Annotated in this window: 22 protein-coding genes; 8 read left to right on the top strand and 14 right to left on the bottom strand. The window is 43.0% G+C overall.

What is annotated here, in order from left to right:
• Positions 1 to 101: 101 nt before the first annotated feature.
• The 4 genes from BDE36_RS21620 to BDE36_RS21605 all read right to left on the bottom strand — a co-directional run bounded on the left by BDE36_RS21620 (position 102) and on the right by BDE36_RS21605 (position 3,859).
• Complete coding sequence (locus BDE36_RS21620) at positions 102 to 521, bottom strand: type II toxin-antitoxin system VapC family toxin (RefSeq protein WP_128770385.1); 420 nt, start codon at positions 519 to 521, stop codon at positions 102 to 104.
• Entirely contained in the window at positions 511 to 753 is a 243-nt protein-coding gene (locus BDE36_RS21615) for a DUF6364 family protein (protein ID WP_128770386.1), read from the bottom strand. The genes BDE36_RS21620 and BDE36_RS21615 overlap by 11 nt, the downstream gene beginning before the upstream one ends.
• A gap of 67 nt (positions 754 to 820) precedes the next feature.
• A complete protein-coding gene (locus tag BDE36_RS21610) occupies positions 821 to 3,193 on the bottom strand; it encodes an ABC transporter permease (protein ID WP_141816439.1) in 2,373 nt (790 codons plus the stop codon).
• 240 nt (positions 3,194 to 3,433) lie between these two features.
• A complete protein-coding gene (locus BDE36_RS21605) occupies positions 3,434 to 3,859 on the bottom strand; it encodes a nuclear transport factor 2 family protein (RefSeq protein WP_141816438.1) in 426 nt (141 codons plus the stop codon).
• A gap of 462 nt (positions 3,860 to 4,321) precedes the next feature.
• Here BDE36_RS21605 and BDE36_RS21600 point away from each other — a divergent pair, with 462 nt between their 5' ends.
• Entirely contained in the window at positions 4,322 to 5,326 is a 1,005-nt protein-coding gene (locus tag BDE36_RS21600; RefSeq protein ID WP_141816437.1) for an LLM class flavin-dependent oxidoreductase, read from the top strand.
• Positions 5,327 to 5,398: 72 nt separating this feature from the next.
• Positions 5,399 to 6,526 (top strand): tetratricopeptide repeat protein, encoded by a 1,128-nt coding sequence (locus tag BDE36_RS21595; protein WP_161987753.1) that lies wholly within the window; start codon positions 5,399 to 5,401, stop codon positions 6,524 to 6,526.
• Positions 6,527 to 6,640: 114 nt separating this feature from the next.
• Here the strand turns inward: BDE36_RS21595 and BDE36_RS21590 are convergent, their stop codons facing one another.
• Positions 6,641 to 6,961 carry a hypothetical protein gene (locus tag BDE36_RS21590; protein WP_141816435.1) on the bottom strand — a complete coding sequence of 107 codons (321 nt, stop codon included), beginning with the start codon at positions 6,959 to 6,961 and terminating at the stop codon, positions 6,641 to 6,643.
• 179 nt (positions 6,962 to 7,140) lie between these two features.
• Here BDE36_RS21590 and BDE36_RS21585 point away from each other — a divergent pair, with 179 nt between their 5' ends.
• On the top strand, positions 7,141 to 7,512 hold the full coding sequence (locus tag BDE36_RS21585) for a DoxX family protein (protein WP_235904405.1): 372 nt from the start codon (positions 7,141 to 7,143) through the stop codon (positions 7,510 to 7,512).
• Between the two features lie 41 nt (positions 7,513 to 7,553).
• On the opposite strand, the gene BDE36_RS21580 is transcribed toward BDE36_RS21585, so the two are convergent.
• Both BDE36_RS21580 and BDE36_RS21575 read right to left on the bottom strand, forming a co-directional pair.
• Positions 7,554 to 8,348, bottom strand: a complete 795-nt coding sequence (locus tag BDE36_RS21580; RefSeq protein WP_141816434.1) for an SDR family NAD(P)-dependent oxidoreductase — start codon at positions 8,346 to 8,348, stop codon at positions 7,554 to 7,556.
• A gap of 82 nt (positions 8,349 to 8,430) precedes the next feature.
• The gene (locus tag BDE36_RS21575; protein ID WP_141816433.1) at positions 8,431 to 9,978 is read right to left on the bottom strand and encodes a lamin tail domain-containing protein; all 1,548 of its coding nucleotides are present in this window, start codon (positions 9,976 to 9,978) and stop codon (positions 8,431 to 8,433) included.
• A gap of 47 nt (positions 9,979 to 10,025) precedes the next feature.
• Between BDE36_RS21575 and BDE36_RS21570 the strand changes: the two genes are divergently transcribed.
• The 3 genes from BDE36_RS21570 to BDE36_RS21560 all read left to right on the top strand — a co-directional run bounded on the left by BDE36_RS21570 (position 10,026) and on the right by BDE36_RS21560 (position 15,483).
• On the top strand, positions 10,026 to 11,018 hold the full coding sequence (locus BDE36_RS21570) for an aspartate-semialdehyde dehydrogenase (RefSeq protein WP_128770395.1): 993 nt from the start codon (positions 10,026 to 10,028) through the stop codon (positions 11,016 to 11,018).
• Between the two features lie 145 nt (positions 11,019 to 11,163).
• Positions 11,164 to 12,576 (top strand): D-alanyl-D-alanine carboxypeptidase/D-alanyl-D-alanine endopeptidase, encoded by a 1,413-nt coding sequence (dacB, locus tag BDE36_RS21565; protein ID WP_141816432.1) that lies wholly within the window; start codon positions 11,164 to 11,166, stop codon positions 12,574 to 12,576.
• 129 nt (positions 12,577 to 12,705) lie between these two features.
• The gene (locus BDE36_RS21560; RefSeq protein WP_161987751.1) at positions 12,706 to 15,483 is read left to right on the top strand and encodes a S8 family peptidase; all 2,778 of its coding nucleotides are present in this window, start codon (positions 12,706 to 12,708) and stop codon (positions 15,481 to 15,483) included.
• A gap of 12 nt (positions 15,484 to 15,495) precedes the next feature.
• Here BDE36_RS21560 and BDE36_RS21555 read toward each other — a convergent pair whose 3' ends face one another.
• Positions 15,496 to 16,077, bottom strand: a complete 582-nt coding sequence (locus tag BDE36_RS21555) for a thymidine kinase (RefSeq protein WP_128770398.1) — start codon at positions 16,075 to 16,077, stop codon at positions 15,496 to 15,498.
• Between the two features lie 87 nt (positions 16,078 to 16,164).
• Here BDE36_RS21555 and BDE36_RS21550 point away from each other — a divergent pair, with 87 nt between their 5' ends.
• Entirely contained in the window at positions 16,165 to 17,115 is a 951-nt protein-coding gene (locus BDE36_RS21550; RefSeq protein WP_141816430.1) for a hypothetical protein, read from the top strand.
• An 11-nt stretch (positions 17,116 to 17,126) separates the two neighbouring features.
• Here BDE36_RS21550 and rodA read toward each other — a convergent pair whose 3' ends face one another.
• The 6 genes from rodA to purH form a co-directional block, all read right to left on the bottom strand.
• Complete coding sequence (rodA, locus tag BDE36_RS21545; RefSeq protein ID WP_141816429.1) at positions 17,127 to 18,386, bottom strand: rod shape-determining protein RodA; 1,260 nt, start codon at positions 18,384 to 18,386, stop codon at positions 17,127 to 17,129.
• Entirely contained in the window at positions 18,379 to 20,313 is a 1,935-nt protein-coding gene (gene mrdA / locus BDE36_RS21540) for a penicillin-binding protein 2 (RefSeq protein WP_141816428.1), read from the bottom strand. The genes rodA and mrdA overlap by 8 nt, the downstream gene beginning before the upstream one ends.
• Positions 20,314 to 20,829 (bottom strand): rod shape-determining protein MreD, encoded by a 516-nt coding sequence (locus tag BDE36_RS21535; RefSeq protein ID WP_141816427.1) that lies wholly within the window; start codon positions 20,827 to 20,829, stop codon positions 20,314 to 20,316.
• Entirely contained in the window at positions 20,829 to 21,662 is an 834-nt protein-coding gene (gene mreC / locus BDE36_RS21530) for a rod shape-determining protein MreC (protein WP_128770403.1), read from the bottom strand. Before mreC ends, BDE36_RS21535 begins: the two co-directional genes overlap by 1 nt.
• Before the next feature lie 90 nt (positions 21,663 to 21,752).
• Complete coding sequence (locus BDE36_RS21525; protein WP_128770404.1) at positions 21,753 to 22,775, bottom strand: rod shape-determining protein; 1,023 nt, start codon at positions 22,773 to 22,775, stop codon at positions 21,753 to 21,755.
• A gap of 103 nt (positions 22,776 to 22,878) precedes the next feature.
• On the bottom strand, positions 22,879 to 24,405 hold the full coding sequence (purH, locus tag BDE36_RS21520) for a bifunctional phosphoribosylaminoimidazolecarboxamide formyltransferase/IMP cyclohydrolase (RefSeq protein WP_128770405.1): 1,527 nt from the start codon (positions 24,403 to 24,405) through the stop codon (positions 22,879 to 22,881).
• A gap of 399 nt (positions 24,406 to 24,804) precedes the next feature.
• Between purH and BDE36_RS21515 the strand changes: the two genes are divergently transcribed.
• Positions 24,805 to 25,362 (top strand): RNA polymerase sigma-70 factor, encoded by a 558-nt coding sequence (locus BDE36_RS21515; RefSeq protein ID WP_128770406.1) that lies wholly within the window; start codon positions 24,805 to 24,807, stop codon positions 25,360 to 25,362.
• Positions 25,363 to 25,461: the final 99 nt, after the last annotated feature.

The following is a 25,461-nucleotide window of genomic DNA, read 5'->3' as shown; positions in this document are numbered from 1 at the left end:
TGATTCAAAAGTAGCTCTACAAATGAGGCCGTACAACCCTGATTAGGCCACTTGCAGGTACCATTCGGTGAATGACGGATATCGGGCGGTAAAATTGTTAATTACAGAAAATCCTGCAAAAAATCCTCCGGGCTATAAACAGGTAAGGCTGGGATCCCTTGCTTGTGTAAATCTTTATCCCTGCTTATGAAGTAATCAATTTTATGGTGGAGAGCGCAATAATATTGAATTGCATCTTCCATGTCTTTAATAGATGAATGCAGAGCGTTTACAACTTTATCGTGCGGGAGATCAATACATGTGATGTCATTCAGCAGGGCAAGCAACAGTTCTTTCGCTTTTGCATATCCATACGCTTTAGTTAACCAATATCCACAGATTTGTATGATTGAAGGCGTAACAAACGCATTAATCCTGCCAGTCACAACAAGATGGATTATCTCTTTTGCAACGTTGTAGTGCGGACGCTTTAAAGTGAAATCGAGAATAATGTTAGCGTCAAGAAAGACTTTAGAAGCCATGTTTAAATGATTTCTCTTTGTAATAGCTCTCTTTAATGTCTTCTGAGACTGTTATTGCAGGTTCAGGAAGCTCTTCTACCATTTCAATGATGCTCTTCTGCTTCCCAGGACGTGTAATATTTCTAAAGTAATTCTCGACCAGTGCCGAAACACTCGTCTTTTTACCTGATGCGTATGCCTTTACACTTTCAAGCAGGCTATTGTCAATAGTAAGATTTACTTTTGATTTCATATAAACAAATATACGTATTTATTTTTTTTATACGCATTTCATGCCAGGTACAATCTGAAAAATTATCCTATTCTGTCCGTAGATTTTTTACCGGGTTTGCCCGGGCTGCTTTGACAGACTGGAACCCAATAGTAAGTATTGCAATGGTCACGGCAAACAGACAGGCTGCAGCAAATACCCACCACTCAACCTGGATGCGGTATTCATAATTCTTGAGCCAGCTGCTCATCGCGTACCAGGCCACAGGAGACGCGATGAGAAACGAAAGAACAACAAGCTTAAGGAAGTCTAGCGAAAGCAATGAGGTGATACTGTAAACGCTTGCTCCCAGAACTTTCCGTATGCCAATTTCCTTGATACGGTTTTCGGCCATGTAAGTAGCAAGTCCAAACAGTCCAAGGCAGGAAATGAAGATGGTAAGTGCTGAGAATAGAGTTGCAAGGGTACTCGTGCGCTGTTCTTCCTTAAATTTCAGCGCATAAGAGTCGTCTGTGAAATTATATTGAAACGGATAATTGGGATTGTACTTTTTGAAGACGCTTTCAGCTAACTTTAAACTTTCGGACGTCGAACGGTTGGGGGATAATTTGTAATGGATAACATTGAACCACGATTTGGGACCGAGCAAAAGCAGCGGCTTAATAGAGGCATAAGGTGATTCAAAAACGAAATCCTTGATCACTCCTATAATATGCCAGCGCATATCGCCCTCTTTGATAACTTGCCCTACCGGGTCGTTAAGACGCATGATTTTAACGGCTGCTTCATTGAGAACTACAGCGTTAGAGTCTGTTGGATAGCTGAAAATGTCTATGTCGCGCCCCTGGAGCAATGTAATGTTCATTGTTTTAGTGAAGCCGGCATCCGCTGACATTCTGATAAAGTCAACTTTTTTGTCCTTTTCTGTACTTCCCGGCCACTCAAATCCCCACCCGTCACTGTACCGTTGGGTAATAGGACTCATCGTTTTGGTGACAGAAACTGCGGCGCCGGTACTTAGTAGTTCGTTCCTGATCAGATCATAATTCTTACTAATGTCGCCCTGAAGCGAGCAAAACACGAGTCGATCTTTTGAATAACCTGGGTTGCGTGAAAGAGCATAGTTTATTTGGTGTTTTACTATAATTGTGCTGATGATCAGTGTTATGGCGAAAGTGAACTGCAGGACTACAAGTATTTTCCGTGGGCTGATTGCCGATTGTACCGTTCTGAAAGAACCTTTCAGAACCTTTACCGGCCTGAATGATGAAAGAAAAAATGCAGGGTAACTTCCAGCAAGAACGCCGGTAAAGAGAATAAAAAGTATAAAGGATAACCAAAAAAAGAAGTTTGGGTAATTGAGGAAAAGTTCTATTCCGACGAGCTGATTGAAAAAAGGTAGGCTCAATTGTACCAGAAGAATGGCAATACCCCCCGAGACCATCGCCAGGAGGACACTCTCACAGATAAACTGAACAATCAATGTGAATCTTTGAGCGCCTGCCACTTTTCTGATTCCCACTTCTTTTGCCCTTTTTTCGCTGCGCGCCGTACTAAGGTTCATGAAATTAATACAGGCTATTAGCAGGATGAAAAAGGCAATTACGATAAACAAGCGGACGCTTTCGATTCGTCCCCTGGTATACTGCCCATTTACCGATTCGGAATATAACCATGAGTCAGCTAAGGGTTGAGTAAATACTTCAGTGGTCGCTTTATAATTATTGTTTGAAGTATGGTTAATCGTGATGTTTTTAATCTTGTTATCAAAGGCCTGCTGACTTGAACCTGCTTTCAAAAGAATGAACGTCCTCACAGAATTGTTCCCCCAATTGCTGTCATCCCAGTCAAGTTTTTTCATATAAGACCAGGGGAGGATATATTCAAAGCGAAATAAGGTGTTGTTGGGCAGGTCCTTTAGTACTCCGCTGACAATCATATTGTCGGTACTGTCTATCCTTACAACCTTTCCTACGGGATTGCTTTCACCAAAGAATTTCTTTGCAAGCTTTTCGGTAAGCACAATCTTGTTGTTACTGTTCAGCGCTTCATTGATATTACCTTCCTTCAGTGGAAAACTAAAGATATTCAAAAAGCCAGGATCTGTAAAAAGGCCGTCGGACTGCAATTGCTTGTCTCCTAGAGTCAAGTAGAATGAACACTCATTTGCTCTTGCAAAATCCTCAACTTCAGGATAGGTATTTTTTAGGGTCGGACCAAGGATTTTGGGCGTCCATTGCCATGCCCACAGTTCACCCTCAGGATTTCTATCCCGGTTATTTGCAACATAAATGCGATCTGTTTTTTCGTGAAAGCGGTCGTGACTTAGTTGATTCTGAATCCATAAAAAAATGAGTATGGCGCTCGCCATACCAATGGCTAACCCGGCAATATTTATAAATGAGAACGCTTTGTTCTTTAACAGGTTGCGCCATGCTGCTATGAAATAGTTTCTGATCATAAGTCTGTGATGACAAGTTTTGTAACTTGACAATTTTATAACTCGTTACCTACAGAATACATGCCATCAATATAATTGTCTGACAGATAAAGTGTTGCTCTTTTTGGAGGGATGTCGGTGTCCGCTATCGCACAGTATCTTGTGCCGATATGAACAATCACCTTGTTAGGAAGATAGTATACCTGAGATAAAAACAAAAAAGGCCCGGCGAGCGGACCTTTCTGCTTGTTTATTTAATCATTAATTAAAGGAAGAGGAGACGTTGGTGATCTTCCATCCCTTGCTGGTATTGGAAAGGGTTAAGAAGTGAGTTTTTGAGAACGTATCGTATTTCATTACAACCTTTACGATAGCCTGGGCCGGGCTTGACTCAATCATCGTATAGTCGGATTTGCAATTCTGAACAATGTTTTCCTGTGCTCTAAGGCTTTCGAGCATTTCGCTTTTACCATAGGTGCGGATTGTTTCCCCATAGCTTATCGTAAATTTAGCTTCCTGGTCAATAACGGAGGAGAGGCCTTTAATCTTACCATAGCTCAGTGCATCGATGTAGCTGTTGACAGCATTCTCCATTAAAAGTTTCTTGTTTTTAGTTTCATCAGTAGCAAAGGCACTTACTGTAAGAATAATGAGCAGAGCAGCAGCGAGAGATTTGAGAGTTTTCATGATTGTAATTAATTTTAGTGAGAGTTTTGTTTGTTTATGTTTTGTTTGACGATTCAAAAGTAGCCGCAGAATGGAGGCCGGCCAATGCTATTTAGGCTATCGGCAGGAACTATTCGGCGAATGCAGGATATTGAGCGGTAAATTAATTTGAGCATTGTTTCTTTATTAAATTGTTGTGCTTCTTTAAAGAGAAAGGCCAAACAAATGCCGTAAGTGCCATTTGTTGATTATCAAATACTTGTGCTTTTTCTGTCATCTGGTGTTGTGCGTTTATGAATATTCATTGCACGTTTTCGTACGGTGAGAAGCAATTCAAATCTTTGATAGCAGAGCACCACAGGGAGGGGACTTGTGAACTGAAAGTCATTTATCTGCCGATCATTGTAAGAGGTGCTTGATTTGCTTTAATTTTGAAACTGACGAATGTCATCTACCGTCGTTCGTGCCGAAAAAAACTACTAAATGGATTCAAAGCGATTAACTGATATTTCTTATTCTGTACTTGATCTGGCTACAATAGCAGAGGGCCGCACTCCTGCAGATACTTTTCGTAACAGCCTGGAAATAGCAAGACTTGCCGAACAGCTGGGCTATAAGCGTTATTGGTTTGCAGAACATCACAATATGATCAATGTGGCTAGCTCGGCCACTTCTGTTCTGATAGGATTCATCGCCGCCGGAACTTCTTCTATCCGTGTTGGATCTGGAGGGATTATGCTCCCTAATCATGCTCCTTTGATAGTTGCAGAACAATTTGGAACTCTTGCTTCTCTCTATCCTGATAGAATTGACCTGGGCTTAGGGCGTGCTCCCGGTTCTGATCAGCTTACAGCAAAGGAGATCAGGGGTGAAGATTTTTATGCGCAGCATCATTTCCCGCAGGATGTTGAAAAGCTTCAGCTCTTTTTCTCGGAGGACAATTCTACAGGCAGTGTCCGTGCTATCCCTGGCGAAGGGCTTGATATTCCTATATGGATATTAGGGTCCAGTACGGATAGTGCAAGGCTGGCGGCCGCTATGGGTCTTCCATACGCCTTTGCCAGTCATTTTGCTCCTACGCAATTTTTATCCGCGATAGACCTTTACCGGCGAAACTTCAGGCCTTCAGCGCATCTGAAGGAGCCTTATGTGATGGCTTGCGTTAACGTCGTAGCTGCTGATACAGATGATGAGGCCATGCGGCTGTTTACCTCTTTACAACAGTTCTTTATTGGCGTGATATCCGGTAAGCGGCAGTTGCTGCAGCCCCCTGTGGATAGCATGGACGGCATCTGGAATATTTATGAAGAGGAGGCCGTAAATCAAATGCTTGGCTATGCCTTCATTGGAGGGACGAAGAAGTTAAAAAAGGACCTGCAGGATTTTGTAAACAAAACAGGTGTTGACGAAGTCATGGCTACTTCGCACATCTTCAGTCATGAAGCTAGAATGCGTTCTTTCCAACTGTTTGCAGAAGTATTTAAATGAGCCCTGGCATAGCTCAATAGTGTATTTTATGGTTTTGAAATAAGCGTAACTTAAATCTTTTAATATCGTATATTGCATATTTATAGGGAGTTACACTTGTTGTCTAAAACCAGGATTTTTATAGGGCTGTTTATTGCGCTGAGTATTATCGGCACTGGTTATACTTATGCAGAAGGCCCGGTGTCAGGTAGTGCTGTTTCTGTACTAACAGAGCTGTTAAAGCGTCATTCTTCAAATTTAAAAACAAACAATTCCCCGGGGCAGGCGCAAACCTACTCCCAAATTGCTGCTTTTTACGAAAGGAACGGGATTTGGAGAGAATCTGTACGACTTTATAAAGAGGCATTATCTATTCAGGATCAGCTGAAGGATATAAAACATGCGGCCGGATCATCCATTCATCTTGCCTACATTCTCAAAAAGAACGATGATTATTCGGCGGCTCTAAAGCATGCCGCCTCTGCTGCAAGGCTTTACAGTAAAGCAGGAATAAAAGATAGTTCGGCGTCGGCCTACGTACTCATGGCTGATATTAACCGCGCTTTAGGAAATTACCGGCAAGCAGAGTCACTGATCCTCAAAAGAGCCTTGCCCCTCTACAGGGGTGCTGGCAATGCCACCGGCCGGATTAAATGCTTCAGAAGCCTGGGGCATACATACCGGGAGCAGAAACGGTTCTCTGAGGCGAAATGGTTTTTCATCCAGGAGAATATGCAGGCCCGGAAATTGAATAACAGCAAGGGGATTATTAGCTCTCTCCTTTACCTGGGGAAAGTAAAGGTCGCTATAACGGACTACGACCTGGCGCTGAAGGACTTTAAAGAAGCAGAGCGACTTGCGAGAAATACAGGAAATATCAGCGCCCTGGCAGATATCAGGTCGGCATTTGCGTCTGTTCACTCGAAGCTGGGAAATGCTGAGACTTCCGCCCGTTTTGCCAGTCTCGCTTCGGGCAACAGGTATCAGATGCTTGCATTAGAGAAAAACCGCAGAGATGAAGCATTGTTGCTGTTTAAAGAGTCTCAGAATCTGGTGGAATTAAGCAAACGTTCTGTTAAGCCTGATGTAATTGATGCGGTCGAGAAAACGAGCCATATCAGGGTATGGGATGTCTACGATTCACTGCTGATAACTCTGAGCTTTCTGGTTTTTACAACAGCTGTTTTCTTTTTCTTTGCGTTTGCGAGAACCCGCAAATAGCAATAATGGTTCTAGTGTCATGTTATTGGTTAAACCACTTATTGTTTTCTCGTAAAATAAAGACTATCAGTCGTTTTTGCTTGGAACTTGCGGCTTATTACGTATAACTTTACACTACTTACAAGACCAGATGTTTTTAATCAACTTACTCTCCTGCAGAAAATCTGTATAACTATATGCCTTCTCCATCTCAATTTCTTCTCCATTCTGGTCGAAATAAACGGGGCGCCAGTCGCATGCAGGGCCTTTATAACCTAGCACGTATACCGATTGATTCTTCCATGTATATAAATTGATATATCCATCGCAAACACAGTCGGATGTCTCCATTATCGTTTTTAGGGATTCAGGAACTACAGGAACTTCCTGCCTTTCTTTTGAACATGAGATGAAAAAGAGGCATGGCAGGATTATACTTAAAAAAGCTTTGCGCATAATACTTATCGTTATTTACCCATCAGTCTGGTATAATACGAAGAGTAGGGAGGATGTGAAACAATCGATAGTACAAATTTTGATGTAATGTCGTAATCAGCCCTTCAAGTTGTCATAATAACACCCGCTTAAAGTAAAGCAAAACCGCTTATTTTGAATGTAAATTAAATTTATTAATCATGGCGACGATTAAAACAGCTAAAATTATTTACTGGACAACAACGGGGATAATATTTCTATTTGAAGGAGTGATGCCTGCCTTAACATCCCATACTGATCTGGCCGTTGAGGGTATCAGGCATCTGGGGTATCCGGACTATTTCAGGGTCATGCTCACGGTTTTCAAAGTGGCAGGTTCTCTTGTTTTAATTCTGTCATTTATGAAGGGGAATATTAAGGAATGGGCTTATGCAGGTCTGAGTATCACGATGATTTCTGCATGTGTCAGCCACTGGGCAGTGGACGGTTTCGGTGGTCAGACTCTCTTTCCTCTTTTTGTCTTTGCAATTCTGATGGTTTCGTACGTTTATTACCATAAGATTGCCGATTAAATAAAACTCCGGTGCGGCCGGAGCTTTATTTAAATTGCCGGTTAACCTTTATCTGAAGGTTCCTGCTGCTTTCTCATGTTTTCAGCAGCCATGCTATCAGGAGTTACATTACCCATAGCAACCATCGCTTTGTTTTTGAATCCGGATATGATCTTGTCGTCACCCGACATTAGCGCTTCGTAGCCGTCTTTAGCTACTTCCGCAGGGCTGGATAAACCTGTTTCCAGGATTTTGGAATCCTGCATACTTGCTTTGTTGAAGAAGTCTGTTTCTGTAGCGCCGGGTAGCAGCACAGTGACACTGATGTTTGTGTCTTTTAGCTCGTTCCTTATCGCCTCAGACCATGAATTAACAAACGCTTTTGTTCCGTGGTAGACCGACTGCCATGGACCCGGCATTTCGCCTGCGATTGAACCGACATTTAATATTTTACCTTCGTTCCTGATGAGCATATCCTGAAGAAACAGCTTGGTCATGCTGATGTATGCCCCTATATTCAGCTGAATGATGTCGAACTCGCGGTTGATGTCGGTTTCGGAGAACTCACCGTATTCTCCCTGTCCTGCATTATTTACAAGCACATTTACTGTCACCCCTTTTGATTTAAGCTCATCGTAGATCTCAAAAGGGCTCTCGCGTTTAAACAAATCCCTGGCGAGGGTGACAACCTGAATATTGTATTGAGCCATAAGCTCAGTGGCGGCACTCATGAGCTTGACTTCGTCCCTTGCAACCAGAATTAAATTGTACTTGTCCTTTGCAAATAGCTTTGCCAGCTCTAATCCGATTCCGCCGGATCCTCCGGTGATCAATGCGGTTTTACTTAATGTTTCCATAGCAGATGTAGTTGTTTTATAGTTTGATAGATAAAATCCTAACAATCTGCAGATGGTATAGTTTCTGAAAAAGGTAATTGAGTTACAGCTTTGCTGCAAGTACGCAAGGTCTGCGATATCTCTTTACGCTGCCATTCGTATCGAACAGCTCAATGTACAATATATAGATTCCAACAGGGGGCTTTATGCTATCTTCATTCAAGCCGTCCCATGATATTACTCCTTCAGTTGCCAGACTCATGTTTTTTGCCAGGCGTTTTATAAGCACTCCCTTCTCATTGTAAACGGTGATGTTTGCTACTTTACCGGCCTGAGGAAATTTATAATTGATCATCAACGCATCTTCAAATCCGTCATTATCCGGGGAGAATGTTTTTGAATTGAGAAAAATCTCCTCTTCAAAGGGAATTGCTTCTGCAAACTGCGAGTTTTTATATCCCGGGGTAGCATATCCGACAACGCCGGCTGCAGAGCGGAAATTACCAGCTTCATTTGCAGGGCGGTTAAAGCTCACTCTTTCGAGGGAGACGCCATCGGGATTTTTTATCAACGGGAAATGCATTTTTTCATTATAGTCAAACTGATCAATTCGGATAGAGTCGGCTAGCAATACCACTGTACCGGCATCATTGTTAAAGGCAGGCATGGAAGTCATCTTTAAAAAAGCATCAGGGTTTTCTGTGAAATACTCTTTTCTGATGTTATCAGGATCAGTAGTGAGGACCAGATAGCTACCGGGACTAAAAGGATAGGCCGTCGGGCTAACCGCTTTGACGCTTGTTAAACTGTCCTTTTTTACCGTTGCTATCGATAAATTAGCGAGGTCGAGAACCTTCCCGGAGTTATTGTACACCTCGACAAAATCTACACCCTCTGCCCTGGGATTAAAGAGCACTTCGTTGACCAGGATATTGCCGGGTTCTATATCGCCACTTCCCGGATTATTGGGGCCCGGATTATCAGGCGGCGTACCGTCATCTTTTATCGGGCCTATTACAAAGTCGTCGAAAATAAACTGATCGGACCTTGATTTCGTGTATATACACTGCACCCCAAACCACTTGGTTGTGAATATCGGCCTGGGATCTTTAGCCTCACCTTCTACTGAATAGCTGCTTTCGCCCGCATTTTTGGAAAGGAGGGTCCACTTGCCATCTTTTGTGCGATTGACTCTGATATGGGCCATTACCTTGCTGCCGCCTGCCCGTCCGTCGCGACCGTCAATCAGGAGTTCAGCTTGATCGCCATTGGCTTTATATAGGTCGTATGAATCTTTTGATCCGTTTTCTCCAATCTGGATATAATAACCCTGCAGCTCATCGTTCAGGTCCTGCTTGTCGGAGATAAGGTAAATGCAGGCGAAGTTTGACGCTGAGGGCGCAAAGTTCAGTTGTATATAAAATTCCCAGGAAACATCGGTGGATAATGTACTCTCTGTTGAAAGATATTTTATCCCTGCCGAATCGCTCTTCGCAGTTTGAAGTTGTGCAGAGGAGTTAACCCTGAATGAAGAAGCAGATCCAGTCCAGAGGGGTGAAGATGTAAAGTTGCCGTCATTAAATGAATCCTGAAACTGGGCAAAGGCAAAATTCGTATAAAAAATGGCGAAAAAGAGTAAACATTTTTTCATATTTGCCAGATTCAAAAATTAAGTAACATATTTATACACAATTAAAAATGAAAGTCGCAGTTGTAGGCGCTACGGGCCTTGTAGGTTCGGTGATGTTAAAAGTTTTAGCAGAGCGCAATTTCCCGGTTACTGAGTTAATTCCCGTGGCATCAGCAAAAAGTGCTGGTAAAGAAGTAGAATTTAAGGGTAAGAAGTACAAGGTAGTAACAGTGGATGATGCAATTGCAATGAAACCTGATGTGGCATTGTTCTCGGCAGGGGGAGGTACTTCTCTTGAGCAGGCTCCGCGTTTTGCAGAAGCCGGTACTGTAGTGATCGATAACTCGTCAGCGTGGCGCATGGATCCCACTAAAAAGCTGGTTGTTCCTGAGGTTAATGCAAATGTACTAACAACAGAGGATAAAATTATTGCAAATCCGAATTGTTCTACTATACAGATGGTAGTGGCTTTGAAGCCGCTTCATGATAAATATAAGATAAAAAGAGTAGTTGTTTCTACTTACCAGTCGGTTACCGGTACTGGTAAGAAAGCCGTTGATCAGCTGATGAATGAGCGTAACGGAGTAGAAGGGCCGATGGCCTATGCCTATCCGATTGATCTGAACGTAATACCTCACATTGATGTGTTCCTCGATAACGGATATACGAAAGAGGAAATGAAAATGATCCTTGAAACCAAGAAGATCATGGGAGACGAGTCTATCAACGTTACGGCTACAACCGTTCGTATCCCTGTAATGGGCGGGCACTCTGAAGCGGTAAACATTGAGTTTGAGAACGATTTTGACCTCGCAGAGGTGAGAAGCTTACTTGAACAGCAGGAAGGGCTGATCGTAGTTGACGATCCGGCAAACCTGAAATATCCGATGCCAATGGACGCTCATGAGAAGGATGAAGTTTTAGTAGGCCGTATCCGCCGGGATGAGTCGCAACCGAATACCCTTAACTTATGGGTGGTTGCCGATAACCTGCGTAAGGGTGCTGCTACGAATGCCGTTCAGATTGCTGAATACCTTGTAAAGCAGGGAATGCTTGGGTAGTTGACAATGGACAATTGACAATTGACAGTGGACAGTGGACAATTGATAATTGAAAATGAATAATTAACTGGTTTAGGCGTGAAGCTTAAACCAGTTTTTGTTTAAAAGCTAGAGCCCAACCGGCATAGCTAACAGCTGGTAATTTATGAAAAGGATCTTTTTTAGTTTTTGTCTGCTTTTTTGCCATCTCATTAACAATGCCCAAACGCTTGAGAAAAAGATCGCGGCAGCATACGCCCGGTTTGAGGCGGATCCGCAGTTGAAATACGGGAATAGTTCGTTGACTGTGTTAAATGCTCAAACAGGGGAAATAGTTTTTTCTAAAAACGGGAATACTGGTCTTGCTCCGGCATCGACCTTAAAAACTGTAACTTCTATTACTGCTTTTAATCTATTGGCTGAAGATTTTCGCTGGGAAACGACCTTGGGCTATACCGGAACGATAAGCAATGGAGTCCTTTCCGGCGATCTTATCATTACCGGGAGCGGCGACGCTACTTTGGGAAGCAATCGTTACGAACAATCTAAATCGGCTGTCCTGTTAAACCGTTGGCTTGCTGTCGTTAAGAAAAGCGGGATTCAGAAGATTCAAGGGAGAGTGATAGCAGACGATCGCTTGTTTGGAACACAAAGTCTTCCTCAAGGCTGGATCTGGCAGGATATTGGCAACTATTACGGCGCAGGAGCCACATCAGCTACATGGGAGGAAAATCAATTTGGATTACTTATTAAGCCCGGCGCAAGGATGGGTGATCCGGTTGTTTTTCAGGGTACAGATCCTCTCATGGCTGGCCTGAAAATAGTAAATGAGGTGACCACAGGAGCTGCAGGCAGCGGAGATAATGTTTATGCCTATTCTGCGCCATATTCTGATATAGTTTATGTACGCGGTACCTATGCATCTGATCTTAGAAAAACAATCATGCTTTCAGTTCCTGATCCGGCTTCGCAGCTTTCGGCCGACCTGAGAGTAAAACTCACTCAGAATGGAGTTCTTGTTTCCGGGGAGGCAACAACGGCGAGAAAGATCAGCATTGAGAAGACAGGTTTTCTGCCAGCTTCTGTCATCCTCGACAGGTATCAATCGCCTGAACTTTCTAAGGTGGTATACTGGCTGAATCAAAAGAGCCTGAACTTGTATGCCGAGAACATCCTGAAAACCATTGCAATAAAGCAGGGAAAGAAGGGGAGTTTTGCCGATGGAGTAGAGGTTATTAAAGATTACTGGAATAAGAGGCTCGGGCTAGATACAGATGCTTTAGATATACTGGATGGCAGCGGCCTGTCGCCCGAAAACCGCATTACTACCCTGACAATGGCCAGAATTCTTCAGTCGGCCATTAAAGAACCCTGGTATAACAGTTTCTATGAAAGCCTTCCTCTCTATAATAATATGAAAATGAAGAGCGGCAGTATCCGCAACGTCCTTGCCTATACCGGCTACGAAAAAAGCGGAGATGGCACTCCCCTCGTTTTCTCTTTTATCACTGATCACTATAACGGTCGTACATCGACTATTCGTCAGAAAATGTTTAATGTACTGGATGTTCTCAAATAGCTTCAGCGGTTTTCAACTTTGAGCTTTCAGCTTTAACCTTTCACCTTACCCTTATCCTTCGCCTTCAGACTTTCTCCTTTCAACTCTCAACTTTCAACTCTTTTTTTTATGTTTGGTAAAACGAAAGGGATGAATAAACTTTTACTTTCTATGTTGCTTTTAGGCCTGGCCGTTTCATCCCTGGCGCAAAGTAACTATGGTAAAAGCCGTACTTTCAGGTTATCGGTTAATACCAAGCCAGGCGATTATCTTCCCAATGTTGTTATAGTCAAATTTAAAGAAAGTTCTTCTGCGGGGGCCAAAACCCTTTCAGACAAACCCACGGTTCTGCTCAACAAAGTTTCCGTAGTAAGTCTTACACAGAAGTTTCCTTCAGGCAGCACGATAAATAGTAAAGACCGAAGCTCTGTATTACGTGAGTCAGTGCGCATTGGCCTTAACCGGATATATGAATTAAAATATTCCGGAAACGCCGGCATCGAAACGGTGATTAATGAATTGCTATCAGACAAGAGTATTGAATATGCAGAGCCAAGTTACATCCACCATCTGAATTATACGCCAAATGACCCCTTATATGCAGGTGCGCAAAGTTATCTGATGCAGGTAAAAGCACCGGAGGCATGGGATGTTTATCGTAATGCCGACGGAATAATCATTGGGATCGTAGATTCAGGATCGGAGCTAACGCATGAAGATCTGTCGGCTAATATTGCCGGAGGATGGGACCTTGTTGGTGCCGATGCAGGGAATTTCATGGAAGATAACGATCCCAACGTAGCGAGGGCTGAAAATGACCACGGTGTTCATGTCAGTGGATTAGCGTCTGCTGTTAGCAACAATATGAAGGGAGTTGCCAGCATTGCTTCTAATGCCAGGTTGTTCATTGTAAAGGTGGCCGCGGATAACCAGCCGGAAGATATTTACCGGGGATATGATGGGATTAAATATGCTGCGGACCATGGTGCCAGCGTAATCAACTGCTCCTGGGGTAGTCAGGACAGAAGTTTCTACGGAGAGGATATCGTTAATTACGCTATAGCCCGTGGGTGTCTTATTGTCGCTGCGGCGGGAAACAACGGAAGTAGCGTACCCGATTATCCGGCGGGATATAAAGGCGTTATTGCGGTGGCCAACGTACTTGGCAATGACCGGAAGTCGTCTTCCTCAAATTATGGCGGGTACGTTTCGATTGCGGCTCCTGGTAATAATATTTATAATACTACATTCCGCAATAGTTATGGATATAAGTCGGGTACTTCAATGGCATCGCCCATCGTATCAAGTGCGGCAGCCCTTGTAAAGTCGTATTATCCGCAGTTGTCTATGCAGCAGGTGGGCGAGCTTCTGCGTGTTACCGCTGATAATATATACAGCATAAATCCTGAATATGACGGTAAGCTGGGCAAGGGAAGACTCAATGTGTATCGTGCCCTTACCGAAAGCTCTCCCTCTGTGAGACAACAGAACATTACTTTTGAGGACGATAATAATGGTCGGTTAACTGCAGGAAGCATTGCTGAGATTTATCTCGATCTAAAAAATTTCCTGATGCCTGTTGAAGGCCTTAAGGTCACTTTGAAAAGCTCTGACTCCCGGGTTACAATTACAGACGCTATTCAAAACGTTGGGTCTATTGCTACCTTAGAAAGTAAAACCAGGGTTGGCCCATTCCGCGTCTATATAAGTCCCGACATGCCGGACAACGCTCGTGTTGAGTTTAGAATAGAGTATACGGGCAATAATGATACTTATCAGGACTTTGAAATGTTTACTCAGACCGTAGCCCTCGACTACCTGAATATCGTAACAGATAACCTTGAGACTACCGTAACCAGCAATGGCAGAATAGGCTTCAGTTCACAGGGGCAGCAGGGAGGGCTCGGATTCAGATATAAAGGCAGCCAGCTATTGTATGAGGCTTCATTAATGATTGGTAATTCAGCTTCGTCTGTCTCCAACAATGCTAGAAGCAGCAACGGTGACGCTGATGAACACTTTATTAAACGGGTATCCGTTAAGGAGGCCATAACCGACAGTACCATTAGCGGCAGTTCTGAGTTTGATGATAGCGGTAATCCCTCGCGATTGAAAATTGATGTAAGGCATAAAGTTACGGTGAATAGTAAGTCGCCGGCCAATAAGTACATTATTGCTGAATATGAAGTAGTGAACAGGAGTACAAGTAACCTCGATGGGATATACATAGGGCTGTTCACCGACTGGGATATTGATGACCCGGAGTTTAATGCCACCAGGTATAACGCCATCGATAGACTTGCTTATGCCTATAGCGCAAATAGTACTTCCGCATACGCAGGAGTTAAATTGTTAAGTACTTCCGCGCAGCCAGCGTATTATCCTCTTTCGCTCAGCACAAGTCCGCTGGGGGATGGTAATTTTACGACAGCCGAAAAGTATACTACCTTGTCTTCAGGGATCAGGCAGCCCGGGGCAGGCTCTTCGGGTACGGATATTTCTTTTGTTTCGGGCTATGGCCCTTTTACTATCGCTGCAAATGGCTCGGTTAAAGTGGCTTTTGCATTAGGGGGCGGAACAGATTTAGGCGACCTTCAGCAGAACTTGATGGCAGCGCAAATTCATTATGATAATCAGAGCGTTCCCGCAGGATCGTCGGCTGTCCTGTATACTTATCCTAACCCTGTAACGCCATATTACAACAATAATATAACAACGGTTGTAAACTTGCCGGATAATGCTGTTGTTTCGCTTGATCTTTTCAATCTGACAGGACAGAGAGTTAAGTCACTGCTCAGTAATACCTCTTTGGATAAAGGCATACACAGGATGTATTATAACTTTTCGGACTTAAGCAGTGGGATCTATCTTCTCCGGATGCGTTATAATAACTCGGTAAAAACGCATAAAATCAGTGTGGTTAAATAAGGAATACCATTGCTATTCGGCGTTATCACAGAAGCACTGGCGGCAGCGTGGCTCATAACTTTCTTTTTCTCCAAGCAGGACCCTTGTATTGGTATCGGCAGTGCGATACGAAAAACTGGCGGGGGCGCCGCATTGGACGCATATGGCATGAACCTTCGTAACGTCTTCAGCTATCGACATCAAAGCCGGCATAGGGCCAAATGGCCTCCCCTGGAAGTCCATGTCGAGGCCCGCTACAATCACTCGTATGCCTCTGTTGGCTAGCTTAACACATATTTCAGGAAGCCCGTCGTCAAAGAACTGTGCTTCGTCTATTCCCACTACTTGTGTGTTTGCCCCAAGAAGCAATATGGATACTGAGTTGTCTACGGGAGTAGATTGAATAGAATTCGAGTCGTGCGAAACGACCGCATATTCGTCATATCGTGTGTCTGTCTTAGGCTTAAATATTTCGACGTTCAGTTTAGCAATCTGTGCTCTTCTTAATCGGCGTATCAGCTCTTCTGTCTTTCCGGAAAACATAGAGCCGCAAATGACCTCGATACTTCCTCTTGGACCACTTTTTGATCTGAAATGTAACTCGCTAAACAGCATACGCAGCTTTTGTGGGGGACTAATATCAGAATTTAATACTACTTTTGGGAACCGAATTACCAACACATATTTATTCTATTTTCAATCATGATCAATAAAGCAGACTTATTCAGGAAGGTAGGAGGGATTTTAGCAGAGTTAAATGATCAGTACCAGTTCATTGCAGAAAATCCCGACAGCTTTAATGAGCTGGAGCTGGAGCTGTTTTCAGCGAATGCAGACTTTCTTGCAGAGCACACCAAAATATTAATGAAGCTTACTGCCGTTAAGCCGGCTCAACCTGTTCCGGCTGTTAAGAATCAGACTACACAGCCCGCTGTTGAGAAAGTTGTGAGTCACAGTCACGAAGAAAGTAAGAGCGTATTCCCGGAAGATAAACCTGCAATAGGAACTGTGCCCTCCGACATCAGGAACGAGATTGAAACGCCGAAAACTGGTGACAGTAGTATATATCCTAAGACTGAAAATATTTCAACGCCGTTGGCAAACAACATTCTGCCGGAGGAATTTGATCTTCGGACGGAGAATAACCAACTTGAAGTTAAAGTGCCTGAGGTTGATCCGGTACCCGAGGTTAGGCAACCGGAAATTGTGCATGTTCCCGAGGTAAAGCAACCGGAAATCAGAATCGCTGAAAAGGAAGCCGAGATTAAGGAAACGGCTATTCCGGTAAAGGTAGTACCTGAAAGGAAGGAAGAGCCTGAACCAACGCCGGTACAGCGTCCTGTTCTTACATTAAATGATTTAATGTCTGAGCAGAAGGCAGCGCAAAGTCCCTCAACACCACGTTTTAGCAGTCAGGCGGTAAATGACCTCAAATCGATCATTAACCTCAACGACAAGCTTTTGTTTATAAAAGAGCTTTTCAATGGATATAGTCTTGCATATAGCGAAGCTATTGAGATCCTGAATCGTTTTGATTCTTTTGAAGCAGCCGACCATTTTCTGCAGGCTAATTATGCAACAAAGAATAACTGGGCTTCTAAACAAACAACGGTCGACAAGTTTTACGAACTATTGCACAGACGTTTCTCTTAGACCTACCTCTGCTATATAATACCCATCCTGTTAGAATCTAATTTTAACAGGATGAACAGAAGAATAGTAAAGCTCCATAACGAAGAGCCTCCGTAACTTAAGAAGGGTAGTGGAATACCAATAACGGGTACAAGCCCTATTGTCATTCCTATATTGATAAAGAAGTGGAAGAAGATAATGGAAGCAACTCCGTATGCATAGATTCTTGAAAAGGATGAGCGTTGACGTTCCGCAATGTTTATGATTCGAAGCAAGAGGATCAGATATAAACCGATAACCACGAAACTTCCTGCAAAACCCCATTCTTCTCCAACTGTGCAAAAAATAAAATCGGTACTTTGCTCTGGCACAAAATCGTATTTAGTTTGTGTTCCCTGAAGGTAGCCCTTGCCCCACAGACCGCCTGAGCCGATCGCAATCTTTGACTGGTTGAGGTTATATCCCTGGCCTCTCGGGTCGTTAACCTTTCCCAGAATTACATCAATCCTATTTCGCTGATGTGATTGCAAGATATTCTGGTACGCAAAATTTACACTGAAGATAAAAGCAATACATGCGACGGTGGTGACCGTAATAGGAACAACAAATTTTCGGCTCTGCCTGAATAGAGCCAGTGCCATTACTGCAATGGCAACAAGTATGGTGACTAAAATAAATTTGTTGATAAGCAGCGACAAAATAAACAGCACGATTAGTATGGCCCCAATAATCAGTATATAACCTGAAAGCCCCTCCCGGTATAAAGCAAAAACCAGCGAAGTAAATGTAAGAGCCGATCCTGTATCCGGCTGCAGCATAATTAGAGCGGTAGGAATAAATAGGATAATGATACACACTCCGATCATTTTCAGATCGCCCATCTTTAAGTTGGTCGAACTTATATAGTGTGCTAAAAGGAGGCAGGTTGAAAACTTAGCAAATTCGGATGGTTGTAATCTGAAGCTACCCAAAGGTATCCATGCCTGATTTCCTCCTACGTTGCGCCCTACGATCAGGACCGTGATCAGCAGCAAAAGAGTTATACCGTAAAAGACAGGAGAAAATGTGCTAAAAAACTTGCTGTCGAGTAAGATGATGACCAGGCCCAGTATTAAAGCAGTAATGATAAAGACGAATTGCTTACCATAATTGGTGCTCATATCCACAATACTTGGATGCAGCGGATCGTATACTGCTGCATGGATATTAAACCACCCTATAACACAAAGAGCCAGGTAAATCAGGATGGTGAGCCAATCAATATTGAAAAAGAAGCTTCTTTGGTTATTCATCTTTCAAAACAGCTTTAGGTGTGATTGTTTCAACGGGTTGCAACTCCAGTTTCTGCACGGTGGAATCTCCTGTGTTGCGTTGTATTGCCCGCGGCTTCGGCTTGGCGCCCGGCAGCAGATTTGCTTTAAGCAGGCGCTCAACGTAGGCTTTCGGTCTGGATATAGAGTCACGCAGATATTTTTCGACCATTAAGCTTGCAATAGGAGCCGACCAGGTAGCGCCAAACCCTGCATTCTCTACAACCACTGCAATGGCTATTTTGGGATTATTCCTGGGGGCAAACGCGAAAAATACAGAGTGATCCTCGCCGTGGGGGTTCTGTACTGTCCCTGTTTTACCGCACATTTCAATGTCATAAATTCTTGAATAAGAAGCTGTACCGCCGGGTTGATTTACAACCCGACTCATTCCTTCGATAACCGGAGCAAAGTACCTGGCATCAACCCCGACACTATTCTTGCGGGTGTACTCTTCCTTAATCACTTTTTTCTCACCGAACGCTTTTATAAGATGAGGTGTGTAAAAGAAACCTCTGTTGGCAACCGCTGCCACTACGTTTGCCATCTGTAAGGGAGTAATGCCCAATTCTCCCTGCCCGATCGAGAGCGAGATATTGTAACTGGAGGTCCATTTGTCGCTTCTGAAATGGCGCGTATAGAAGGAAACAGACGGTAGGTTGCCTTTTCGTTCGTTAGGAAGGTCGATTCCTAGTTTGCTTCCCACGCCGAAGCGGGCAACAGCGTCGAACCACTTCTGATAGGCCTTTGCCGAACGCATACCCGAGTGATCAATCATCCTGTTGTAGACGAAGCCATAATATGTATTGCAGGAATACTGGATAGATTGTGCCAGGTCAAGAGAGCCATGAACGTGCGTACAGCGCATCAGTCCCCTGCGTCCATAACGATATCCTCCACCGCAAAAGAACTGGCTTCCCGCGTTGATAGCTCCCGACTGCTGACCGATCAGTGCGTTAATAACCTTAAATATCGAACCCGGCGGATACTCGGCCTGTATCGGGCGAATAAACAATGGTTTATTCGGGCTGTTTAATAGCCGCATGTAGTTGTTTCCCTTATATCTTCCCACCATTAGGTTAGGGTCATACGATGGACTGCTGACAAATGCAAGGATTTCTCCTGTCGACGGTTCAATTGCTACAATGCTGCCAATTTTGTTGTTCATCAGCTGCTCGCCGAATTTCTGCAAGTCTTTATCAAGTGATGAAATAAGATTATCTCCGGTTGACGCAAGGGTGTCATATTTCCCCTCAGCATAGTGGCCTTTTGGGCGATTGAAGGCGTCGACCATTAGCTTTTGTACTCCTCGCTGCCCCCTTAAAACCTCTTCATATGATTTTTCAACTCCTGTTCGGCCGATGTAGTCACCGGGATTATAAAAGCCGTTTGATTTATTGATATCATTCTCATTCACCTCATTAATATATCCAAGGAACTGGGCTGCGATGCTGTCAGGATAACGTCTCACAGATCGTTTCTGAATATAGAATCCCTTAAACTCGAATAGCTTTTCCTGGAACCTGGCGAAGGTAACTGCAGATAATTGTTTTTCGAGAACCGAGCCCCGGTAAGGGGAGAAGCTTTTTGCCTTTTCGAATTTCTTTGTAAAGTTGGCCTTGGAAATTCCGATTAACCTGCAGAACTCAAGAGTGTCAAAGGGTGTTACTTCTCTTGGAACAACCATAAGGTCGTAAACCGGTTCGTTCTGTACAAGTATTTTGCCCCTGCGGTCCAATATTACTCCCCGGGCCGGATAGATAGTAACCGTCCTTAACACGTTGTTATTGGCAGAAAGGAAGTAGCTTTTATCTATCACCTGAATATAGAACAGGCGAGCCAGTAAAATAACGGTTATTACTATAAATATCCCTTGTACAACATACCTGCGGGGGAAGAAACTATTCATTTAGCGCTCTTTCTTACGGAAGAAAATAAATTCTGATATTAAAATTAAAAATACTGTAAAAAGAGAACATAAAAGGAAGCGAATTAGTATGTATTTCAAATCAGAAAAACTAAATGCTTCCAGAAAGATCAGCGTAAGATGATGGAAAAGTGTGAGAACTACCGTATAGAAAAAGAACCAGCGGAATCCCATGATCCCAAGTTTTGGCTCAGGTTCGTTCTCAAACCCCTGTCTTTGAACAGTAATGTTTATAAAAATAGTGCGCACGAGGGCCAGTACGGTGCAAGCAGCTGCATTAATCCCGGCGGTATCATAAAACGCATCTACGGTTAAGCCTGTAAGAAACGCGATTGGAAACAGAAGCCAGTTAGGTGTTTCAAAAGGGAGCAGAAGAATAAAGAGGATATATAAAAATGGAGTCGCCAGGTTATAAAAACCGATATTCTTCAGGAGGAATGCCTGGATAAATATTAGTACCGCGAAGCGGACGATGTTTTTAATAATAGTCCTTCCCATTACTGTTTACTCCCGGTTTCTAAGTTTTCTTTTTCTGCAGCAAATACGTTTCTGATTACATACACGTATTGTAACGTTGAAAAATCAGTATGAAGCATTACCTCTATTTCGGGAAAACTATCCCCTCCTTTTGCTTTTGTACCGATGACTCTTCCGATAGGGAGTCCGGCGGGGAATAAAGTAGAGTATCCCGATGTCACTACATGCTGCCCTCTTTTTACTATGATATGATTCGGAATGTCCTGCAAAAGGGCTATTTGAGGATTGTGGTTCCCTTCGCCCCAAACGAGCGATCCGAATGCCTGATTCTCTGCGATACTTGCGCTGATCTTCGTGTCACTGTTTAAAAGCGATGTGATTGTTGCGAAGTTGCTCGAAACGTCTTTCACAATTCCGACGATACCCGAAGAACTGATAACACCCATCCCTCTGTTAATTCCATGACGCATCCCCCTGTTAATAGTAAGGTAATTGTCTTTTTGATGAACAGAGTTATTAATTACGCGCGCAACAATAAAGGTATATTGTTGTCTGGCCACAGTATCCTTAACTGTTTTTTGCTGAACACTATCATCAAAAAAAGCATTTTTTAACAGGCCCCTGAGTCGTGCATTTTCTGCAGCAAGACTGTCGTTTACCTTGGCAAGCCTCAGGTAAGCCTGGAACTGGTTCATGCGTTCATACGCCTGACCTATGATTTGGTTTGATGAATTGAGTACCCCGGCTCTCTGAAAAGAGTTATTTCGTATGATAAGGGCAACCGAGACAATGAAAAAAATAATGAAAAGGAAAAATGCGTTATACTTACTGATAAGAAGCCAGAGATTACGCATATGAGTTGTAAGTTGTAGGTTATAAGTTGTAAGTAGAAAAATTACAAGGTTTAAATACTTATAACGTACTACTTACAACTTATAACTCATTTATTGCATTAAAAATTTAAAGCCTCCGATATTCTTAAGGGCTATACCTGTTCCGCGAACTACTGCTCTCAAAGGATCTTCGGCCACGTGAACTGGTAATTTTGTTTTCGCTGCTACCCTTTTATCCAGTCCGCGTAACAGGGCGCCACCGCCGGTAAGATAAATACCTGTCTGGTAAATATCAGCTGACAGCTCAGGAGGCGTTATTTCAAGCGCTTTCAGAATAGCCTCTTCGATCTTGGATATAGACTTATCAAGACAATGGGCTATTTCGGTATAAGAAACGGTAATTTGTTTCGGCACACCGGTCATCAGATCACGTCCCTGTACAGCAAAGTCAGCAGGAGGATCGGTTAATTCGGGAAGTGCAGCGCCGACTTCAATCTTTATTTTTTCGGCGGTACGTTCTCCAATCATGATATTATGCTGGCGACGAATATATTGCACGATATCGCTGTCGAAATTGTCGCCCGCAACGCGGATTGACTGGTCGCATACAATACCTGAAAGTGCAATTACCGCGATTTCGGTAGTTCCGCCACCGATGTCGATAATCATATTTCCCATCGGCTCTTCCACATCTATTCCGATACCGACAGCAGCAGCCATTGGCTCATGGATCAGGTAAACTTCCTTTGCTCCCGCTATTTCGGCTGAATCTCTTACCGCTCGCTTTTCAACCTCTGTAATGCCGGAGGGGATACAAATTACCATCCTTAAAGAAGGGAAAAACCATCCTTTTCCGTTGTTGATCATTTTGATCATTCCCCTGATCATGTGCTCTGCCGCGTTAAAATCGGCAATAACACCATCTTTAAGAGGCCGGACAGTACGGATATTTTCGTGCGTCTTACCTTCCATCTGCATTGCCTGGCGGCCAATGGCGATGATTTTATTTGTTGTGCGGTCGAAGGCAACAATCGACGGTTCGTCAACCACCACTTTATCGTTATGTATGATGAGGGTATTTGCTGTACCCAGGTCAATAGCAATCTCTTGTGTAAACCAATTAAATAAACCCATCAGGGAAGTGTTTAAAATTTAAAAAAGTATGCAAAGTTAAATTCTTTTTTTTAAATAAGAGATTGTTAAAGGCTCTTATCTGTCTTATCCCTATTTATACGATTTAATGTTTAAAATGTCGCACTCCGGTCATCACCATGGAAATTCCTTTTTCGTTTGCCATGTCTATAGAAAGCTGATCTTTTACAGAACCTCCAGGCTGGAGAACGGCTGTAATACCTGCCTCAGCTGCGATCTCTACACAATCTGGAAAAGGGAAAAAAGCATCGGATGCCATTACTGCTCCATCCAAAGCGAAATTAAAGGATTTTGCTTTTTCAATGGCCTGTTTCAGTGCATCAACTCGTGAGGTTTGACCTACTCCGCTGGCAAGAAGCTGTCCGTTTTTTGCGAGGATAATCGTATTTGATTTAGTATGTTTTACCAGTTTGTTTGCAAAGAAAAGATCCTGAAGCTCCGCTTCGGTTGGTTTATTTACAGTAACCGGAGTCATTTGTCCCGGGCCTTCAATAACAGAATCCTTATCCTGCTCAATCACTCCATTTAAAAGCGTCTTAAACAGCTTTCCGGGGAGTTTTACCTCTTTACGTTGCAGCAGGATGCGGTTTTTCTTTTCTGTAAGAACTTCTAGGGCATCCGCGCTGAAGGATGGTGCAATAAGAACTTCAAAAAAGAGTTTGTTGATCTTTATAGCAGTTTCTTCGTCAACCTCACCATTGCAGATAATCACACCACCAAAGGCCGAAACCGGATCGCATGCCAGCGCATCTTTCCAGGCGGTCAGAAGATTTGATCTGGTAGCAACTCCACAAGCATTGGTGTGTTTAAGAATAGCAAATGTAGGTTCAGTAAATTCGTCGATTAGAGCTACCGCAGCATCCACGTCTACAAGATTATTGTACGAAAGTTCTTTTCCGTTAAGCTGAGTGAACAGGGCATCCAGATCACCGTAGAAATAACCTTTCTGGTGGGGGTTCTCTCCATAACGCAGTGTCTTTACCTGCTGCATACTCTGTTTGAAAACCTGTAACGGATCTTCCTGGTTGAAATAGTTGAATATCGCAGTATCGTAGTGCGAAGAGATGTTAAATGCCTTTTTTGCAAATTCGCGCCGTTGTTCCAGAAACGTGCTGCCTTCATTTTGCTGTAAAATGTCCAGAAGCGTGCTGTAGTCATTCTTTGAGGCAACAATCACTACGTCGTTGAAATTTTTAGCTGCAGCACGGATAAGCGAGATGCCTCCAATGTCGATCTTTTCTATAATTTCGTCTTCAGGCAGCCCCGCTTTTACAGTTTCTTCAAATGGATAAAGGTCTACAATGACCAGGTCAATTTCAGGAATCTCATATTGCGTACTCTGCTCTTTATCTTCCAGCAGGTCCCTTCTGGAAAGAATCCCTCCAAAAACTTTAGGATGTAATGTTTTTACCCGGCCTCCTAAAATAGAAGGATAACCGGTGAGGTCCTCAACGGGCACAACCTCGCATCCCATACTTTTTATAAACTTCTCCGTACCACCTGTAGAGTAAAACGTTACTCCCGATTCATTTAATTTTTTTATTAACGGCTCCAGTCCGTCTTTATAATACACTGAAATTAAAGCATTTTTTATCTTAACAGGATGGTTCATTGAGTGAGATTTTTAAGCTGCAAAGATAGAATTTTTGTGAGTTAAAAAATTTGAATAAAAAGGAATGTTAAAAAAAGAATTGAATGTTAATATCGTGCTTTCTGGAGTAACAGCCTTCAATACTTTTTTTATTAAAAAATGCATAATGATCAATACAATAGAATGCACGGAACGTTGTGAAGTTTTAACTTGGTTGGCCTTTTTGCTGAAAATCTTTCAAAATATTTCTTTTTTAATTCAATGTTTTCTAATTTTAGAAAGATTTCTGCCGGACCGGCAGATCACTACCTCTCCCTGAAATTCATATTGACTTTGGAAGTGGCAAAAGTGGTTATAGTATGAGCCTGTGTTGGAGCGTTCTGTTAACCATTTTATTGATATTATCGGTGCGAATTGAATATGGAAGACCAGTGGCCTAACGAAGACGTAATTGTTCCATCGCTTGAGGAATTGTTTAGATGCTATTATCCCAGGCTTTGTCATTTCGCATTTCAAATATTAGGAGATAAAAGCCACTCCGAAGATATAGTTCAGGAGTGTTTTATCAGGTATTGGCATTTGCGTGCCGAAATATCATCTCATCCGGGAGCAATCAGAAACTTTTTGTACTCGAGTATTCGCAATGCAAGTCTTAACTACCTTAGAAGACAGAAAGTTGAGGAAAAATATATCCTATCCCAGGATCCCGATCCGAGTGAAGACGCCCGTTTTTTACATGCCATTATCCGTTCAGAGGTAATGGATGAAATCTACCGTGTTATAGATACTCTGCCCGATGGCTGCCAAAAGGTATTCAAGTTAGGCTATCTGGAAGGACTTAAAAATCCTAAAATAGCAGAGAAGCTAGGCGTGAGTATAAATACTGTTAAAACCCAAAAGAAAAGAGGGCTTCAATTGCTTCGTTTGAAGTTGAATCCTGAGGTGTTTTTGGTTTTCGCTTTATTTGTTTTTAAATAAGTCTTTTATTTATTTCTTTTTCTGTTTTCTTGTAAAATAAACCCGCACTTGTTAATATTTTTTTAGTGTTTGTCACCCTGTTTCTGTTTTCAGGTTTCT

Source organism: Arcticibacter tournemirensis, from assembly GCF_006716645.1.
GTDB lineage: Bacteria > Bacteroidota > Bacteroidia > Sphingobacteriales > Sphingobacteriaceae > Arcticibacter > Arcticibacter tournemirensis.
Note: the sequence above shows the minus strand (reverse complement) of the source record. Positions and strands in the feature narration are given on the sequence as shown.

What these genes read in the sequence shown, in the direction of transcription:
- BDE36_RS21560 (WP_161987751.1), top strand. Translation starts at nt 12,706, where the DNA reads ATGAATAAACTTTTACTTTCTATGTTGCTTTTAGGCCTGGCCGTTTCA.
- BDE36_RS21600 (WP_141816437.1), top strand. Translation starts at nt 4,322, where the DNA reads ATGGATTCAAAGCGATTAACTGATATTTCTTATTCTGTACTTGATCTG.
- BDE36_RS21515 (WP_128770406.1), top strand. Translation starts at nt 24,805, where the DNA reads ATGGAAGACCAGTGGCCTAACGAAGACGTAATTGTTCCATCGCTTGAG.
- BDE36_RS21620 (WP_128770385.1), bottom strand. Translation starts at nt 521, where the DNA reads ATGGCTTCTAAAGTCTTTCTTGACGCTAACATTATTCTCGATTTCACT.
- purH (WP_128770405.1), bottom strand. Translation starts at nt 24,405, where the DNA reads ATGAACCATCCTGTTAAGATAAAAAATGCTTTAATTTCAGTGTATTAT.
- BDE36_RS21535 (WP_141816427.1), bottom strand. Translation starts at nt 20,829, where the DNA reads ATGGGAAGGACTATTATTAAAAACATCGTCCGCTTCGCGGTACTAATA.
- BDE36_RS21570 (WP_128770395.1), top strand. Translation starts at nt 10,026, where the DNA reads ATGAAAGTCGCAGTTGTAGGCGCTACGGGCCTTGTAGGTTCGGTGATG.
- BDE36_RS21580 (WP_141816434.1), bottom strand. Translation starts at nt 8,348, where the DNA reads ATGGAAACATTAAGTAAAACCGCATTGATCACCGGAGGATCCGGCGGA.
- BDE36_RS21610 (WP_141816439.1), bottom strand. Translation starts at nt 3,193, where the DNA reads ATGATCAGAAACTATTTCATAGCAGCATGGCGCAACCTGTTAAAGAAC.
- BDE36_RS21555 (WP_128770398.1), bottom strand. Translation starts at nt 16,077, where the DNA reads ATGCTGTTTAGCGAGTTACATTTCAGATCAAAAAGTGGTCCAAGAGGA.
- BDE36_RS21615 (WP_128770386.1), bottom strand. Translation starts at nt 753, where the DNA reads ATGAAATCAAAAGTAAATCTTACTATTGACAATAGCCTGCTTGAAAGT.
- BDE36_RS21550 (WP_141816430.1), top strand. Translation starts at nt 16,165, where the DNA reads ATGATCAATAAAGCAGACTTATTCAGGAAGGTAGGAGGGATTTTAGCA.
- dacB (WP_141816432.1), top strand. Translation starts at nt 11,164, where the DNA reads ATGAAAAGGATCTTTTTTAGTTTTTGTCTGCTTTTTTGCCATCTCATT.
- BDE36_RS21605 (WP_141816438.1), bottom strand. Translation starts at nt 3,859, where the DNA reads ATGAAAACTCTCAAATCTCTCGCTGCTGCTCTGCTCATTATTCTTACA.
- mreC (WP_128770403.1), bottom strand. Translation starts at nt 21,662, where the DNA reads ATGCGTAATCTCTGGCTTCTTATCAGTAAGTATAACGCATTTTTCCTT.
- BDE36_RS21525 (WP_128770404.1), bottom strand. Translation starts at nt 22,775, where the DNA reads ATGGGTTTATTTAATTGGTTTACACAAGAGATTGCTATTGACCTGGGT.
- BDE36_RS21590 (WP_141816435.1), bottom strand. Translation starts at nt 6,961, where the DNA reads ATGCGCAAAGCTTTTTTAAGTATAATCCTGCCATGCCTCTTTTTCATC.
- BDE36_RS21575 (WP_141816433.1), bottom strand. Translation starts at nt 9,978, where the DNA reads ATGAAAAAATGTTTACTCTTTTTCGCCATTTTTTATACGAATTTTGCC.
- BDE36_RS21585 (WP_235904405.1), top strand. Translation starts at nt 7,141, where the DNA reads ATGGCGACGATTAAAACAGCTAAAATTATTTACTGGACAACAACGGGG.
- rodA (WP_141816429.1), bottom strand. Translation starts at nt 18,386, where the DNA reads ATGAATAACCAAAGAAGCTTCTTTTTCAATATTGATTGGCTCACCATC.
- mrdA (WP_141816428.1), bottom strand. Translation starts at nt 20,313, where the DNA reads ATGAATAGTTTCTTCCCCCGCAGGTATGTTGTACAAGGGATATTTATA.